At 39.0% G+C, this 17,008-nt stretch carries 15 protein-coding genes; 13 read left to right on the top strand and 2 right to left on the bottom strand.

Annotated features, from left to right (window positions below):
- Nucleotides 1–285 precede the first annotated feature (285 nt).
- The 11 genes from AC1M9K_RS01540 to lysC all read left to right on the top strand — a co-directional run bounded on the left by AC1M9K_RS01540 (nt 286) and on the right by lysC (nt 12,089).
- Nucleotides 286–957, top strand: coding sequence for a zinc ribbon domain-containing protein (locus AC1M9K_RS01540; protein WP_481588284.1), 672 nt, complete (start codon nt 286–288; stop codon nt 955–957).
- Between the two features lie 58 nt (nt 958–1,015).
- Nucleotides 1,016–3,562, top strand: coding sequence for a hypothetical protein (locus AC1M9K_RS01535; RefSeq protein WP_481588283.1), 2,547 nt, complete (start codon nt 1,016–1,018; stop codon nt 3,560–3,562).
- Between the two features lie 3 nt (nt 3,563–3,565).
- Nucleotides 3,566–4,036 (top strand): hypothetical protein, encoded by a 471-nt coding sequence (locus AC1M9K_RS01530; RefSeq protein ID WP_481588282.1) that lies wholly within the window; start codon nt 3,566–3,568, stop codon nt 4,034–4,036.
- Nucleotides 4,033–4,533, top strand: a complete 501-nt coding sequence (locus tag AC1M9K_RS01525; protein ID WP_481588281.1) for a DUF1833 family protein — start codon at nt 4,033–4,035, stop codon at nt 4,531–4,533. Before AC1M9K_RS01530 ends, AC1M9K_RS01525 begins: the two co-directional genes overlap by 4 nt.
- A complete protein-coding gene (locus AC1M9K_RS01520) occupies nt 4,530–4,910 on the top strand; it encodes a hypothetical protein (protein ID WP_481588280.1) in 381 nt (126 codons plus the stop codon). Before AC1M9K_RS01525 ends, AC1M9K_RS01520 begins: the two co-directional genes overlap by 4 nt.
- The gene (locus AC1M9K_RS01515) at nt 4,876–7,755 is read left to right on the top strand and encodes a host specificity factor TipJ family phage tail protein (protein ID WP_481588279.1); all 2,880 of its coding nucleotides are present in this window, start codon (nt 4,876–4,878) and stop codon (nt 7,753–7,755) included. Before AC1M9K_RS01520 ends, AC1M9K_RS01515 begins: the two co-directional genes overlap by 35 nt.
- A 38-nt stretch (nt 7,756–7,793) precedes the next feature.
- Nucleotides 7,794–10,514, top strand: coding sequence for a hypothetical protein (locus AC1M9K_RS01510; RefSeq protein ID WP_481588278.1), 2,721 nt, complete (start codon nt 7,794–7,796; stop codon nt 10,512–10,514).
- Between the two features lie 179 nt (nt 10,515–10,693).
- The gene (locus AC1M9K_RS01505) at nt 10,694–11,005 is read left to right on the top strand and encodes a phage holin family protein (protein WP_481588277.1); all 312 of its coding nucleotides are present in this window, start codon (nt 10,694–10,696) and stop codon (nt 11,003–11,005) included.
- Nucleotides 10,971–11,555: an N-acetylmuramidase family protein gene (locus AC1M9K_RS01500; protein ID WP_481588276.1), complete on the top strand. Its 585-nt coding sequence runs from the start codon at nt 10,971–10,973 to the stop codon at nt 11,553–11,555. Before AC1M9K_RS01505 ends, AC1M9K_RS01500 begins: the two co-directional genes overlap by 35 nt.
- Nucleotides 11,555–11,953 (top strand): hypothetical protein, encoded by a 399-nt coding sequence (locus AC1M9K_RS01495; RefSeq protein WP_481588570.1) that lies wholly within the window; start codon nt 11,555–11,557, stop codon nt 11,951–11,953. The genes AC1M9K_RS01500 and AC1M9K_RS01495 overlap by 1 nt, the downstream gene beginning before the upstream one ends.
- A complete protein-coding gene (gene lysC, locus AC1M9K_RS01490) occupies nt 11,835–12,089 on the top strand; it encodes an Rz1-like lysis system protein LysC (RefSeq protein WP_481588275.1) in 255 nt (84 codons plus the stop codon). The genes AC1M9K_RS01495 and lysC overlap by 119 nt, the downstream gene beginning before the upstream one ends.
- Nucleotides 12,090–12,161: 72 nt before the next feature.
- On the opposite strand, the gene AC1M9K_RS01485 is transcribed toward lysC, so the two are convergent.
- Complete coding sequence (locus AC1M9K_RS01485; RefSeq protein WP_481588274.1) at nt 12,162–12,785, bottom strand: hypothetical protein; 624 nt, start codon at nt 12,783–12,785, stop codon at nt 12,162–12,164.
- Between the two features lie 99 nt (nt 12,786–12,884).
- Nucleotides 12,885–14,219 carry a tyrosine-type recombinase/integrase gene (locus AC1M9K_RS01480; protein WP_481588273.1) on the bottom strand — a complete coding sequence of 445 codons (1,335 nt, stop codon included), beginning with the start codon at nt 14,217–14,219 and terminating at the stop codon, nt 12,885–12,887.
- 476 nt (nt 14,220–14,695) lie between these two features.
- Here AC1M9K_RS01480 and AC1M9K_RS01475 point away from each other — a divergent pair, with 476 nt between their 5' ends.
- The gene (locus tag AC1M9K_RS01475; protein WP_481588272.1) at nt 14,696–16,084 is read left to right on the top strand and encodes a methylenetetrahydrofolate reductase C-terminal domain-containing protein; all 1,389 of its coding nucleotides are present in this window, start codon (nt 14,696–14,698) and stop codon (nt 16,082–16,084) included.
- Between the two features lie 211 nt (nt 16,085–16,295).
- A complete protein-coding gene (locus tag AC1M9K_RS01470) occupies nt 16,296–16,976 on the top strand; it encodes a GntR family transcriptional regulator (RefSeq protein WP_035267952.1) in 681 nt (226 codons plus the stop codon).
- Nucleotides 16,977–17,008 lie beyond the last annotated feature (32 nt).

Genomic DNA, 17,008 nt, shown 5'->3' with positions numbered 1-17,008 from the left:
AGATTTGGAGGGCATATTGCTTAAAATTTGGTTCAATATCCTTACCTCGGAGGCTCGAACAGGAAATTGGTCGACTTTTTGCAAGATACATTAATTCTAAGTTACCTGAAGATAAGTGGGTTGATGATGACCGTGTCTTTATGATTCACGAAACTATCCCTGAGACATCGTTTGAAGAAGAGCGAATTAAAGCGTTAAATAAAAAGAAATCAATTTAGATTGGTTTCTTTTTTGCTCATAAATTAATATCTTAAGATTTAATTTAATTATAAAGACGAGGGGATTATGGGGATTAAGCCGTGCAAGGAATGTGGAAGTCCTGTAAGTGATAAAGCGGAATCTTGTCCAGCATGTGGTTTTAAACAACCAAAACCGACGAGCCGGGTTACATGGTTATTTTTAATTGCAGTTATTTGTTTTGCTGTGATGTGGGTTGTTGAAAGTGGTAAAGAATCGACTCAACCTATTAGTAAATCCCAAAACACTTCTGAGCATTCTAGTGAAAATGTAGACATGAAGGAATTGTCTGAAAATTGGCTCTATAAAACCTCAAAAGATGATATGCGCAACCTTGTAACTAAGTTTGCATCAACTGTCAGCACCAATTCTGTAGATTTCGATTTCCCGTACAATGGTGGTTCAAGTTTAATTTTGACTCTCCGTAAAAAGGGTGATGAGATAGATGTGATAGTGAGTGTAACCAAGGGTCAAATTCTTTGTTCTGTCCGTGGTTGTGAGGTTGCTTTCAAATTTGATGATAAGCCAGTTAAATCTATAACGATGTCAGAACCTGATAACCACTCTTCAGATACGTTATTTGTTCAGTACGACAAAACTGAGTTAGAAATCATCTCACAGCTAAAAAACAGTAAGAAACTAATTATAGAAGTTCCATTTTATAGAGAAGGACGGAAGCAATTCACTTTCGATGTAACCAACCTGGAATGGAATGACTAATTTAAATAAAAAACATCTAAGCGCCTAATAAGGCGCTTTTTTATTGCCTGAGGTTTTTATGAGCACCAAACTTGGAACATTAACTCTAGACTTGGTTGCTAAAATTGGTAACTTTACAGGTCCAATAAAAGAGGGTGAAAAGCAGGTCAAACTAAGCTTTGATAATATGCGAAAACATATCAATACCTATGGTGCAGTTGCTGTTGCGGGTGCTGCAGCAGTAGGTGCTGGGGTTTTCGCCATGGCAAATGAATACTCAAATGCAGCAAGAGAAGTTCAAACATTTGCCCAAATTGCTAAGGCTGGAAACGAAGAATTTCAAAAATTAGCAGTTGGTGCAAATACAGTAGGAATTAGCCAAGAAAAACTATCAGATCAATTAAAAGACTTTAATGAAAAATTAGGCGAATTCATCACAATAGGTTCAGGTGGTGCGGTTGATTTCTTTGAGCAAATTGCAATTAAGACAGAGGGGTCGGCTAAAGGCGCAAGACAACTCGCGCTTGAAATGCAAAACCTATCAGGACCTCAAGCGCTTCAATTGTATGTAGACAAATTGGAAGAGGCTGGAGTTACACAGCAGCAAATGTCTTTCTATTTAGAAAGCATGGCTTCTGATACTACCAACCTAATTCCATTACTGCGAAATGGTGGAGAGGGATTTAAATATTGGGCTGACGCAGCTGAACGCGCTGGTGCAATCATGGACGAACATGCAATTGCTAAGGCGAATGAATTACGTGTTCAAATGGATTTATTAAGCCTGCAAGTGCAAGGTGCTAAAAATCAATTCATACAAGGTTTAATGCCAGCGATAGTTTCTGTTGGTGGTGCAATGTCCGATGCTACCGTTGAAACAAATATGATGGCAGACGCTGGTGAAACTTTAGGTGAGGTGTTTAAAGGTGTTGCTGTAGTTGGCATGGGTGTGTATGCCACAATTAAAATGATTTCAAACGCAATAGCTGGTCTTAGTTTTGATGCTGTAAACGCAAAGAAGAATGTTGATTTAGCAGCTCAAGAGGGTAATTGGCTTAATAAATTTCCTGGTATTAAGCTATTTAAGTCTGCACTCATTACATCTGCAACTATGGGAGCAGAAAATAGCGGCGTATCTATGGCAGCGGCTGATAATAAAAAGGTCGCCGAGGATGTGGCTGCTGCGATTGAGAATATTTATGGTGATGCAACCAATAAAGCTGTAAAAGCCATGGCAGAACTTCAATCAGGCCAAAATGGGGTGATAAAAGGTTCTGATGAGTGGATCGATAAACAGAACAAGGCAGCGAAAGCAAGCAGAGAAAACACCAAAGCTTTGACAGAGCATAACCGCATGCTCGAAGAGCAAAAGCGAATTTTTTATGATTATTCTACTGGTGAAGATAAGCTTAAGCAGGATCTTGATTTAGAGATATCACGACTTACGCAAAACCGAATGGAGCAGTATATCCCACTGGCTAAAGCTCAATACGAGCAGGGCAAAAAACTTGCAGAGATGCAGTTTGCTTGGGATTTAACTAACCATCGTTACAACGAAGAACAAAAGCTTCGCTTAAGTTTCAATATCAAAGAACAAGAAATCAAAGCTGATGCAAGTTTAACCAAAAAGCAACGCGAACAAAAACTCCAATCGCTAGATGAGCAATACGCTATTGAACTTAGAAAAGCTCAATGGCATGCGCTCGAAATGCGCCAAACGATTGAAGACTCAATCAAAGAATTGAGTTACGACTCTGAAGATGTGTTTGCTCGCAGTTCAATGTCATCTCTTGAATATCAACGCTGGGCTTTGGATCGTAACAGATCGGAGGCGCAACTAGGTCTTAAAAATCAGCGTGTAGGTGTCGAACGCGACATCATGTCAAGCGATGCTTATGGCTCTGATGATGAGCGATATCAAGCTTTAACTGAAGCGCATAGGGCTTATCGTGAAGGGCTGGCTGCGATCGATGCTGAGTATCTCGAGCAGGTTGATTCACTTCAAAATGCTCAATATGAAAGCACGATGAATATGTACGGCAGTTTGCTTTCTCAAGCCTCATCGGTTTGGGGGGACATGACCCAGCTTGTCAAAGATAGCGAGGGGGAGCAATCAAGTGCCTATAAAGCAATGTTCCTTATGCAGCAAATGTTTGCCATTGGTTCAGCGCTAGTTTCAACTCATTTAGCTGCCGCTCAGGTAATGGCAGACCCCACTGCTTTAACGATGGCTCAAAAGACCATGTACTCATCATTAATTCTCGGAATGGGTTACGCCAACGTCGGTCTAATCGCCGGTCAGACTATTGCAGGCATGGCTCACGATGGTATTGACAATGTGCCAAGGGAAGGTACTTGGCTTTTAGATAAAGGCGAGCGCGTTGTTGATAAGCGAACGAATGCTGATTTAAAGCAGTATCTTTCCCATGCAAAAGGGAATCAACCAAACATCAATATTATTACACCACCGGGCTATGAGGCTAGACAGTCAATTGGTGCCAATGGTGAAGTGACTATTGAGATGGTTAAAAAAGAAATTGCTTACAGTTGGTCACGCTTGCAAAACCCTAACTCTCATGAAATGAAAAGCTTGAGAAACCACACCACAGCCAACACAAAGAGATAAATAATGGATCGTTTTGTTCTCTGTCCTTTGCTGGATGGATATAACTTTGCACCTGGTCAAAATGTGATGGAGCAGCACCGTGGTATAGGAATGCCGAGGCAAAGAGCTTTTGCAATAGGTGTTCCTCATCAGGTTTCAGCAAGTGTTTTATGCTCTACCGAGTTAGAGCAGAAATATTTTTGGGCATTTTGGCGTCACAAGCAACGCAAGCCAGGTCGTTTTTTATGGGCTATTAAAACTGACAATTTTGAACTAGAGGATCATGAGTGTCAGTTTTCAGTATCAACACCACAAGTTCAGCAGCTTGGGGGTAAACACATACGGATTAATTTCAATATATGGGTTAAACCTCTCCATCGTGACGCCGTTATGGATCAAACGATTGTTGAGTATTACTCATCTGGCTTTAATCCAAATATTTCAAATCTCCTTGAGCACCTGGTTAACGTGGTAATGCCTGAGAATTTACAATGAGTGAAACGAATGAGTTTTATTTAGATTCCTCACCATCAGCTGTAATGCTTGAGTGTGTTGAAGTTAAACATAGCTTATGGCCTGAATCGCTAAGATTTGTGCGTAATCACGGTGATGGTGTCACTGTTAAGCATGAGGATAGGCTTGAGTATTTTTATCAGTTTATGCCTCTACAGCTTGACCGTGGTGCTACCACCAATGACTTAGATCAAACCATCAAAATTACGGTGGGTGATTTGGGTGAAGTAGTTCCGCAACTTCTGAAAATCATTGAGGATGCCGAATCAGACGAAAAGCCAGAAGTTATATACAGAAGTTATTCTTCAGAGAATCTTGATTCACCCCTATGGGTGATAGATGGCTTATTTGTAGATGAAGATGTTGGTGATGATCAGGCAACCACTTTTGATGCTTCAACACCAAGCGCAAACATGAATGAGACTGGCATGCGCTATACAGTCGAAGAATTCCCGGGTTTGAGAGGCTTCTTCTTATGAAAAGCATTGATCCATTGTTGGGTAAAAAATACTCATCGTCTTACCACTGTGTTCATTTTGTGATTGACGCAGCCGCATATCTTTTAGGTTTGGATTATTCACAAAATTTCATTGGTTTTACATCGTCATTACACGAAGGCCTAAAAGCTGAAAGACGTACGATGGTGAAGAACAAAGAAATAGAAGTGCCGATTCAGGGCTGTATTGTCCGAATGAAAAATGCAAAGGGAGCCTCACATGTGGGGCTTTTTTATTGTGGTCAAATTCTACATCTAACTGAGTTGGGTGTTCATTACTTGCCAAAAATTTCGCTAGAAAAGTTCTACAAGGATTTTACATATTATGACCCGTGTGCGTATTTATCCAAACCAACTTGATAGCCAAGATTTTACTCAGATGAGAGTCAAAGATGCTCTCGAAACATTCAAGATTATTAAGAAAAAACACCCGCAAGCGCGGGTTTTTTTACGCCCTGCGTGTAGTCAAAACGATATCACGCCAACCGATCAAAAAAGCCTAGAGCGCTTTAAATTATTAGCAAGTTACAATGAATTAGATATTGTTTGTTGTGCTGGTGAAGCAGCAACAATTATTGCTGTGGTTTCTCTTGTAGTGTCGGCAGGTATGGCTTTATATACCTACCTCAATATGCCAGACATGGATGCACCAACACGCGGATCGCCTAATAATGAGTTAGCAAATCGAACCAACCGAGAGCGTATAAACGGTCGTGTTCCAGATATTATGGGTCGCGATAAATCAATCCCTGATCTCATTGCGCCACCATTCGAGTATTACGAAAACAATATTGCTGTTGAAGAAAACTTAATGTGTGCAGGTCGTGGATATTACGATATACAAGAGGTTCAAGACGGCAATACACCGTTAGGTGCAATTGAAGGTTCTGCAGCTAGTTTTTATGATCCCGGTACAAGCATTATTGGCATACCTGCACTTCAGATAGGCGAAACTTTTACACATAAACCACCTTTGGCGGTACGCTCAAGTTCTGTGAATGGGCAGTCGTTAGAGCAGCCAAATGAGGTGATGATTGAAGGTGGAGTGTACTTTACCAGCGGTGGAATAATTCATTCAACAAGCTCAGATTTTACATCATTATTCGCTGTTAATGATCGTGTATCGATCAACTATGCTGAATTTGTTGCTCAAGGTTTGATTACATCGGGTGCTGTTAATTTTAATCAATATGATCAGTTGGTTTTCACAAGACCAGTAGACATATCGGGAATAGATGCTTTTAAAACTGTCACCATTACTGGTGCGACAGCCTATAAAGATATAACAGTTACGAATGCTGAAACACTCGAAGAAGAAATTCAGAGAATTTATTTTGATCTATCTGGAACTTATTCAATTTCAGCAGCAACCAAAACAACAAGTGGCTCAAATTTTATCTACACATTGACATTAGATAATCCTGAATCAGTGAACCCAAGTTGGACACATATTGATTCAGAAAAATCCCTAAACGTGGGTGTGGAGTTATTAAATTCATCAAATGTGATGGATTTAGATGGTTATTACACTGTTGCCAGCCTGACATCAACAACCCTAGAGCTGACAAACGCCTCATCAATTAATAGCGATTGGTTAAAGTTGCCAACATTTAACAATGGGTCCACTCTTGGGTTGCTAACCGATACGCCTATTCAAATTGAGAAATTAAACAATAAGTGGGTTGGTTGGTTTGAAGGCAAATTAGACGGTGCTGAGAAATGCGTTTTTAATATCATTATGCCAAATGGTATTTCAAACGTGACCAACAAAGGTGCATTTACACATGCGTTTGCAGAAATGCATGTTCAGTGCGAAGCTTACGATGTGGACAATAATAAACTTGGACCAACTATTACAGAAGTTATGTTTGTGCAGGATGCAACAAGAGATCAAATTGCCCGCACTATCTCCATTGATTTACCAGTAGGCACACATCGAGTCAGATTTAGAGCAGCTAAGGTTCGTGCAGAAACTCGAAACTCACCTGTAACAGAGGCAAAGTTGAAATCTGTGTTTTTAGTTAAAGATATGGATAAGCTGGTTTATGAGAATGTGACTATTGTTCGTAGTAAAACTATTGCAACAACTGGCGCATTATCACTTAAAGAGCGTGAATTAAATGCAGAACTCACCAGCAAGCTTTACAGTTACTCAACTGGCGAAAAATCAATTACACGGATAGCCACAACAAGATTTGCTGACATCGTTTGTCATCTGCATACCGATCCACTGATTGGTCGTAGAGATATCAGCACGCTTGATGTTGAGGGGTTGTATTCAGCGCAGAGTGAAATTGAAGGTTATTTTGGCACACCAAAATCGACGGAATTCAACTATACATTTGATCAATCTAACTTTTCATATGAGGAGAGCTTGGCACAGATTGCTTCATGTGTGTTTTCTAATGCTCGACGAGAGGGATCTAAGTTTCACTTTAGATTTGAAAAGCTAAATCCGCACTCAGCCATTCTTTTTAACCACGCAAATAAAAAGCCATTCACCGAGACTCGATCTCGAAAATGGGGAAAAAATCGTGAGTTTGATGGGGTTGAAATCACTTGGAAAGATCCAGATGACGAATGGATTGAAAAGACTGTCAAAATTCCAAATGACTTAATTTCAAACCCTAAAAAGATCGAACTGAATGGTGTGACCAACAAGTTTCAAGCTCACTTCATTGGTCATCGAGCCTGGAACAAGATGAAGCATCACAAGCGAACTGTGAGCTTTACAGCTTATGGTGAAGCTGACTTGGTGACAATCAATGACCGCATCTCCGTGACTGATGATCGAAAGCTCTACAAGATGTTGAATAATCTTGATTTGGGCTTACTGAGTGGCGAGATTGTGGAGTGGGATTTACAAACCATTCGTGTTTCGATACCTACAAATCTAGATCCAAATCTGTCTTACACAATTCACATCCAGCACATCAACCGCAGTGTCGAGACTATGAGTGTGACGCAAGGTAACGATGAATGTGAGTTGATTCTAGGTAGGCTTCCAATCATGCCTTTAATTACGGCTGATCAGAGTGATGAAGGGGCTAAATACTCAATTACACCTGATACAGAAGCAGAGAGTGAGGCATTCCTAATCATGGAAAAGTCCAATTCAGGTTATTTGGAAAGCTCAATAACAGCTATGAACTATGACAGTCGTTATTATCTAAACGACTTTGATCACATTAACAATTTAATCTAATCCACGTCCTCATTTGAGGGCTTTTTTATGGGTGGGGTATGACTCAGAATTTTGATGAAATTATTGAAGGCACGATCATTGATGCTGGGACAATGGGTGAAGCACTTAAAGAGGATAAAATTGTAGTGACTCGCTATGGCAATACTTTTGAGTCGCTCCCAATGATTGCAAGAGAAGCTAAGCAAGCCACAGACCAAGTCGTAGAAGAAATTCGCCTACGTGGTGGTTATTTTAAAACATACAATACTTTAGCAGAAGCGAATGCTGATATTGCAAACATTCCGCTTGATGCGACTGTTAAAGTTCGTGATGTAGTGGAAGGCGGGGATTATTATAAGGCCACATCCGAAGCGTCAAGTTTAACTAAAAGCGCTTTTGATCCAGTTATTCATGCTGAGCGTTATACGAACAATAATTCGTTACTCAAAACACCTCAAACAAAAGTGCACAATAAAAACAATATTGCACGAAAAGCAGGACGATATTTTTCTACTGTTGAAGGATTTTATGATCCAACAGCTACAGGAATGTGTACTGAACTCATTCCAATTAATCCAAACTTTGATGTGTATGTGACTGGTATTAGCTCAGCTTCAGAATATGGAGGGATGTACTGGTTTGACAAAAATGGGCAAGCAATTGTGGCTACAAACCGCAGAAATGTGACAGGTCTAGCTGAGCAAGCAGTTTACATCCCTGCAAATGCCGCATATCTCGGATTAAATACAAATATTACAACAACTCAGGAAGTTGATTTTGTAGTAACTCAGACAATAGATGAGCTAAGTGAAACTTTGTCTAAACCAGTTATTTTTCGGAAGAAAAAATACTACTCTGAAGCAAATATTGAGCTACTGGCTGGAAGCTACTACCAGTCTGGCGTGGTGGCAGGAGGATTTCATGTGCGAATCCCGATTGAATTTGGTGAGAAAGTAGTAAAAATTAATCGATCAGAAGTTGAGAACAAGAATTTATACATGGGGTCTGGCGATTTAAGTTTGGTAAATCCAGGTACAAACCCCGTTCCCACTGCATCAAACACGCTGCATAAAGCATACATTGTATTGAATGTAGCCCCGCAAAGTGTCACGGATGTTTCGCAAGTTAAATTTTCTTTATATACAGTAGTTGATGAACTTCATGTTACAAAACCAACGCAACCGACAGATGTTGTGTATGAAATGTCTACTCAAAATTACATGCTTCATCCCGGAAGAATTAGAACAGGTGGTGCTAATGCCCCGATTTATGAGTATATTGCAGAGTACCGTTTAACATCACCAGTATCGTTCAATTCAGATTATCCTGTAACAATTCAAACAGATGATACTGAATCGGGTGTTATCTCTTTCTTTGATGATAAATACTCAATAGTTGGAACATTGTCTAAGTTTGGTAATGTCACGATTTCACCTTCAGAAATACCAATAGGTGCCAAATACATTTCTAAGAATTTGACCGCTGGTAAATATGCAACATTTATAATGACGGCTGGTGGTGAGCCAAAAACTACTAAACAAGTGAATACCAATTTAAGTTTGCCGCCGCTAATTCCTGTCGCTGTGGGTGTGCAGATGAACCTGTACTACGATAATTTTAGAGCAAATCCAGTTAACTCGACTACGGAATTGTTTATGTACGAAGGTGCTAAACCTGCATCAAATTTAACAAATCCTTTTATCTACAGTACATTTCAGACTGAACGAGCCTTGCAGTGGACTCCAACGACAGCAGGTTTAACAGAAACAATTACAGCAGAGATTAGAGAACTAAACTCTTATGTTGCTTTAAATAAGCGAACCTTTGATCTTATATCTGTACCAAATAACAATGGTGCAGGGCGTAGGAAAATCACCATGATTTGCGGCGATTCTCAGATTGAACCTGATTCATCTATACGCAAGACTTCGTTTGCGCCTTATCTGAAAGATTTGTTCGAGCAGCAAGGTGACATGAATATGCTATTTGCTGGAACAAAGAATTTTCCTTTGACAATTTACGGTGATACTCCTGAAGAGAATCGCACAATCAATTGTTTAGCTGAAGGTTACGGTGGGCAGCAGGTTACTTATTTCACAACAAGCACTTCCCCCTTCTGGAACCCTAACAAGGTTGGTGGTGCGGGAATTGATTTTAAGAACTACATGGCGAATCTTGCTGCATCGAACCCTGACTTTAATGCAAATGATGAGTTTGATTATTTCATTTTCCCTATGGGGGTCAATGATTATGCGAACGGGGTCTCAACTCCAAATATCATTGCTCGAATCAAGGTTATGCTAGATTTATTGTGGAGAGACTTTCCTAACTGTGTGTTCATTGTTTCTATGCCAACGCAGGGTAGTAAGTTTTGGTCGATGGATGCACGTAGAAAGTGGAACATTGAATACTATGAAGCATTGATTCAAGAGTTTACAAAACCTGAATATGCAGAAAAAGTATTTATTGCTGCGACCGGTATATGGACTGACAATATTTACGGAAGTCGTCAAGTTCGCCCATACCGTGAACCATACAAGCGTATTGTTGATGCTAAGAATCTGCTTATTAATAAGTATGTTCAAGAGGGGATGACGCTTGAACAAGCGACAGACAGAGTTGTAAATGATTATGGACTTGAAGTTAAAGAACGTGTTTTAGAGCGCTGGATGGATGAATACCCCATGACGACCGACATAGTTCATTCGTCATGGATATCAGCAGCTCAGCAAGCAGATTGCTTGTATTCTACGTTACGCTATTTGCTGCAGAATCCGTGATAAACCCAAAATTCTATATCAACCCTGTTCTTTAATTAATCTAAGCTTAATTTTAGTGTTGAGGAAGCTATGTCCGAAAAGGCGCAGTTAGCAGTTGATGCAGCGGTTGCTGCGTCCACAGCTACAAAATTTACATATGGGTGTCTAGGAATAGGCGCCCTTTTTTTTATGGGGAATATATGGATGACTTAAAAATAGTCATTGCGTCACTTGAGCCATTCTATACAGCCATTGCGTCTTTCGTGATGGCTTTTTTAATGGCGATTTTTCGCACGGCTAGAAAACACGGCAAGGCAGACTGGCTTGAAGCTTTTATGTGTGGTTTATTTGCCATCGGCGCTTGGTCGGTAATGACTTGGTTTGGAATACCTGAAATTGTTGCAGTGGGTGTTTCATCTGCAATTGGTTTTAAAGGTACTCATTACGTCAGTGATAAAATAGATAAGGTTGATTTAAATGTCAAAAAAGATAACAACCCAACAAATTCATAATCAAGCTGCATTGCTTGGCGTTGAGTATGCTGCTTTGCGTGCGGTAATTGAGGTTGAATGTAAAAGCTCTGGGTTTAATAGTGATGGAACACCAGTCATTCTTTATGAGCGTCATGTTTTCTATCAACGATTACGCGTAATAAACTGGCTATCAAAATCTGTGGAATGGTCTAAAACACATCCCGACCTATGCAATCCTATTTCTGGTAATTATGGCAAGTTTTCACAGCAACACAGCAAACTTGAGCGAGCATCAAAACTGAATCGTGAAGTAGCACTAGAATCGTGTTCTTGGGGTTTAGGGCAAGTCATGGGCTATCATTGGAAAGCTTTAGGGTATGCATCACTACAAGCATTTATTAATGCAATGTATAAGGATGAAGAATCACAGCTTGAAGCAATGTGTCGTTATATTAAAGTCAATGGATTGATTGATAAGCTTAAGCGTAAAGACTGGAAGGGTTTTGCGCGTGGCTATAATGGTCCAGCATATGCAAAAAATAGTTACAACACAAAACTTGCAAATGCTTATAAGAAGTGGGGTGGTTAATGATAAAAACATTCATCGCCAAATTTTACGAAGCCGTCATTATTGCTCTGACGGCTTTTTTATTACTCACACTTATTGGGCTTGGTGTTCAGTCATGGCGTGTAAGCCACTGGCAAAACAAATTTAATGGTGCTGATGCAGAATGTGTTGAGCGAATAAACAAAGTTAATGAAGCCTACCAAAGCGCTTTAGAGGCTTGGAAAGCAAAAGTATTCATTGTTGAAAACGAACTCGAAGCCGAACGCAACAACATCAAAATTGAATTTAGAGATATTCGACATGAGACTCAAAAAATCATTACTGACCGCATTTACACTGATTGCAAGTTTACTGATGACGGCTTGCGTATCGCCCAAACCGCCATCGCTACCGCAAATTCCAGCAAGCCTATTGACTGATTGCCAAGATTTAAATCAATTGGAGACTGGCGAAATGGGTGAGGCATTAATTTGGATTGTTGATACTTCTGAGCAATACGCAGATTGTAGAGCTAAAGTTAAAGCATTTATTAAAATCCATCAGCCCTCTAAATGAGGGCTTGCACAGCTCATTCGATTACGACGAATGTGAAGGTGGGGATATGTGTGAAGGCTTTTTGAGGGGTATTTACCTAAATTCCCCAACTATAATTCTTGAATTTAACCCCTTAAATGCTGCAATATTTTCCGGACTGGACCGAGTAATAATTGTTATATCGATTAACTCACAGGATTCTATGGTACAACTATCTAAACCAATAACGCCTGTCAAAAAGGTATCTTCTGGAACCATAATTATATCCCCGCAATTTATAAAGCCTGAGTTACTATAGGTTCCTCCAAGCATTGCAATAGTTCCAGGTCCAACAATTTTACAACGCCTAAAATGTTTAAACTTATGAATTTGATTTAAGGGTAATTGCAAATCCGAGAGTTTAATAATTTTGTCCTCAAAAGTATTCATAAGCGGATTTATAGTTGAAATAGGCGAAGACAACAAGGACAAGTATTTTGCGTTAGCAGCCTGCTTGCGAGAAATGTTTATTAAGCAAAAAACTGAAGATAAAATAAGAGTGGAAAATATCCCTATTGTCAGCCAAACAAAAGGTGAGCTTCCTTTAAATAGCTCAGATGCTTTTGCAAGTAAAGCCGCTGTAGTGCCACCAAAAAGAACAATGATAAATGTAACCAATCTCCAAAGCAGATCAGCCCAAGTTAAACCGCGATCAAAAAAACTAAAAAATTTATTCACTGCTAATCTCCAATTTACCCAAACCCCACCCAGGCTCCTTCCTAAAAATCTCCCCATTCTTAATCGCGTGTTCTATATAAAAGTAGGTCCATGTTTTCATTATTCCATTCCTGCCTCTTTTAAAATCCATTCTTCAATCTTTGTATGATGTAATCTCAATAGATCCACCGGTCTATCCTTATAATGTTTCTCTGCAGTAGCACTTGGCTTATGACCCATAATCTGAGCTACAACACCAGTTGGTATTTCGAGCCATTCAGCTAAATTTGAGAATGATCGACGTAAGTCGTGGATAGTAAATTTCGGTAAGCCTTTTTCTTCTAAAGCTGCATAGTAGCTTCTTCGTATATCAGTAATATGACCCGATTTAGACTGTTCTGACCAAAAAACAAAGTCTAACTCGGGGTGTTTTGGGAGTTTTTTAAACAATTTTTCCACATAGGGGGTCATAGGGATAATACGATCTTCTTGCTCGACCTTATCCCATATAGAAATCGTTTTCCATTTAAAATCTAATTGTGAGTAGGTGAGTGATCGCATTGACTCAGATCGTGGACCACACAAGATACTGATCTGTAAAAATGTCTTATGCATAATGTTTTGAATGTCATTGACCGCTAAAAACCAATCTTTTAACTGGTTTCGCTGTACAGAATTTTTAACTGGCTTTAATACCGGCACAGCTCGACGTACACGTTTGGCTTGATGTACTTTAGCGTCAATTAAATGCATATAGATGTCATGCTCTTGACACCAATTTATACATGATCTCGCGATTCTAAAGCCAAGTGCTGCACGCCCTGGTCGTGTCTCGGCTTCTTTGGTCTGCCAATCGATCAGAGTGTCTGATGTGATTTTAACAAGTGGGATATCCAACATTGAGGCGAGAGCACCAGGTACAGTTAAACCTTTGCCGCGTACTTTTTCTTCACCACCACGATGTGATAGCTCAATATGATCTCTCAAGTGGCGATCCGACCACAGATGCTTATTTGCATTTACATATTCTGCAAACACATCGCCAAACGTGATTTTTTCATTTTGCTTAGATTGAGAAAATTCATCATTCTTTTGATCTTCCTCAGCCTTGCTTCTTCTAGGGTCAATACCTTGGTCACAAAGCTGCTGCAGTCGTCTCGCTTCTTTTCGCGCATCATCAAGCGACCAAACATTTACATCACCAATGGTTATGCGTAAACTTTTACCTGAAGCACGTCCTTGAAAGATGTAAGATCGATTTTCGTTTTGAGTGACGCGAACAGAAAGACCAGGTGAATCTAGGTCCCAATAGAAAATTTGATTTTTGCCATCAGTGGGCTTTTCAAGTTTTAAGACCTTGGCGGTCGTAAATTTGAGCTTCATTTGCTTACAAGTGTTTACATCAGGGGTGGTGTAAGCACTATGTAAGCAAATTAATCCAATAACGGTCAACACAAATAAATGCTGTATTTGATTAAGTGTTTAATTTAATAAGATATTTAGTGTGTTTTTCAACATTGATAAATAGTGGTAAATTGGTAAAATTCAGGACTCATAATCCGTTGGTCGACAGTTCAAGTCTGTCTGGGCCCACCAAATAAAACGACCACTTACGTGCATTAATCGTAAGTGGTTTTTTTTTAAATTTTGGTAAGTAAATGATAACAGCTTAAATCATCAATTATTTATAATGAGCTTTAGGGCACAAAGAGTTCAAAGATAGAATATCCTGATTTAATCAAATTTAATGGTTGTTTTACAATCTTGTTCAAAAGCCGATTTTTCCCAAGCTATTTAAATTTAATAGATAACTTGGAAATGGGTTACATCTAATTTAATAAATTCTGTTAATCCTTGAATAAGTGCATGAATTCTATTCATTTGGATTTAGAAGATGATTGCAGTCTAAAAAATCCGGTCAATCAAGACACATGCTTAATTTTTTTCAACACTTAGAACTTCAAAAATTCTGTATTTTAGTAGAGTATTTAACCTCAACCAAAAGCCAACAGATCACACGTAATATAGCGGGCTTTCCAGCCTTTGTAGCCATTGCCGATCGTGTCCAATCGGATGACGATATGGCACCCCTTGAAGCAAGTCAGGATTATCCAAAATCAATCGATAAAGTTTTGCATTTTTCAGGGAAAGGTCGTGATATTAAGGATTTTGAGTTATTTCTTCATCAGGCTAGTTCAGCTCAGATTAGAAATTTACTTTTGATCACTGGTGATAAGCTTAAAGAGCATAGTGATGGGAATGATCAATTTGAACGTACCCGATATCTAGAATCGATTAATGCAGTGATGTCCGCAAAGAATTATGGTGGCTTTAATATAGGTGTAGCATTTAATCCCTTTAAATATACTGAGGCTGAGCATTATGCTCAATATTTAAAATTACATAAAAAAGTTATAGCCGGCGCAGATTTTATTATTACCCAATTAGGGTATGACATGGATGCCTTAAAACAGCTAAAGTTTTTCCTAAAGCATTACCATTACAAACAAAAAATACTGGCTTGCGTTATGCCACTGAGCTTGGCACGGGCCAATTTTATAGTGAAAAATAAAGTCGCTGGTATTGTGATTACACCTTATATGTTGAGAGTGTTGGCTCAGGAAAAACAGAATGGATTGGCTGAAAATGCGTATAAGCGGTGTGCCATACAAATATTGATGTGTAAGCTTTTAGGTTTTAATGGTGTTCATCTTTCAGCATGTGAAAAGTCAGAAGAACAGAAGATTCTTCAAAATTATATTGAGCAATATCAAGATGATGATTTGGAGGAACTAGAAGCACGGTGGAAATCTCTTTGGCAGATTAAGACTGGAAATGAGTTTGTTCCAGAATTGACTTATTATGCACGTCAACCGACATTAGGTCAGCTGATTAAATATCATCATTTGCATGTCATGCATAAAGCCCTTTTTGAGTCCAAAATCTCTAAAGGTGTAGGTAGGTTTATTTTTAAAGCGTCCTTTTGGAATAACGAGCTAGCATCAAAAACTTTGTTAAAAAGCGAATTTAAGACAAAACATATGGTTGTGGGCTGCGAAAATTGTGGTCAATGTAGATTGGCTGATACTTTATATATTTGCCCTGAAACATGTCCTAAAGGACTTGCAAATGGCCCTTGCGGTGGCACCACATTAGATCGATGTGAGTTTGGAGATCGTGAATGCATTCACTCTGTAAAAGCCCGATTAGCCAAAGCTGTAGGACAAACTGACGTTTTAAAAGATACCCTGATTGCAACCGTACCCGTTGAAGTTCGTGGAACCAGTTCTTGGAAAAATTGGTTTTTGGGAAAAGTTTGAGTGTGTTCAATTTCTTGTATGAGTTGATTTATAGTATTGAAATTCAATTATTAATTAACGTTATATAGGGGCTTAAATTAAATTATCGTATAAATCTTCAAGCCAAAATTTAATCTATTTTCCTATATATCAACATTTACTGATTCTTAAATTCTCATGATGACTCTATAATTTATTTATTTATTACATAGATGTAAAACGAGAATTAAGGATGAGCATAACGCCCATTAAGTCAGGCACTGGCAATTTAGCTAATGTGATTTATCAACAAATAAAAGATGATATTTTTAGCTTTAAGCTCAAACCTGGACAACGTTTTACTGAAACGGACCTTTCTGAAAAGTATGAGGTCAGCCGTACCCCAACACGGCAAGCACTGTATCGTCTTGAACAGGAAGGCTATGTGAATGTGCATTTCCGCAGTGGTTGGGAAATTAAGCCTTTAGATTTTACCTTTTATCAGGAGCTCTTTGATTTACGTATGATCTTGGAAAAAGAGGCTGTTAAACGTTTATGCGTAATGGATCATGAGCAATCTGAAGAATTACAGAATTTAAAGCGATTATGGCTTGTAGACGAACAGGACTATAACCAGAACACCCAAGCATTGGTGCTGCAAAGTGAAGATTTTCATTGTGCCTTGGTTAGAGCTGCAGGAAATCGTCAAATCGCCAAGATTCATCATGAAATCAGTGAAAAAATCCGAATTGTGCTCAGTCTAGGCGCCATGCGTGAATTCGATATCCAGCATGCTTATCAAGATCATGCTGCAATACTTAGATGTATTTTAGCTCGTGATGCTGATGGGGCGATCCATTTAGCAGAACATCATGTCTTACATAGTATTGAGGACGTGAAGAAAATTACTCTTAAAATATTTTCGACTGTTTAGGATAAATTATTAAAAAAATGCCAATTTTAAAA

It is taken from the genome of Acinetobacter sp. 24-47-67, assembly GCF_056779735.1.
The sequence above is the reverse complement of the archived record's forward strand: the minus strand, read 5'-3'. Positions and strand labels throughout refer to the sequence as shown.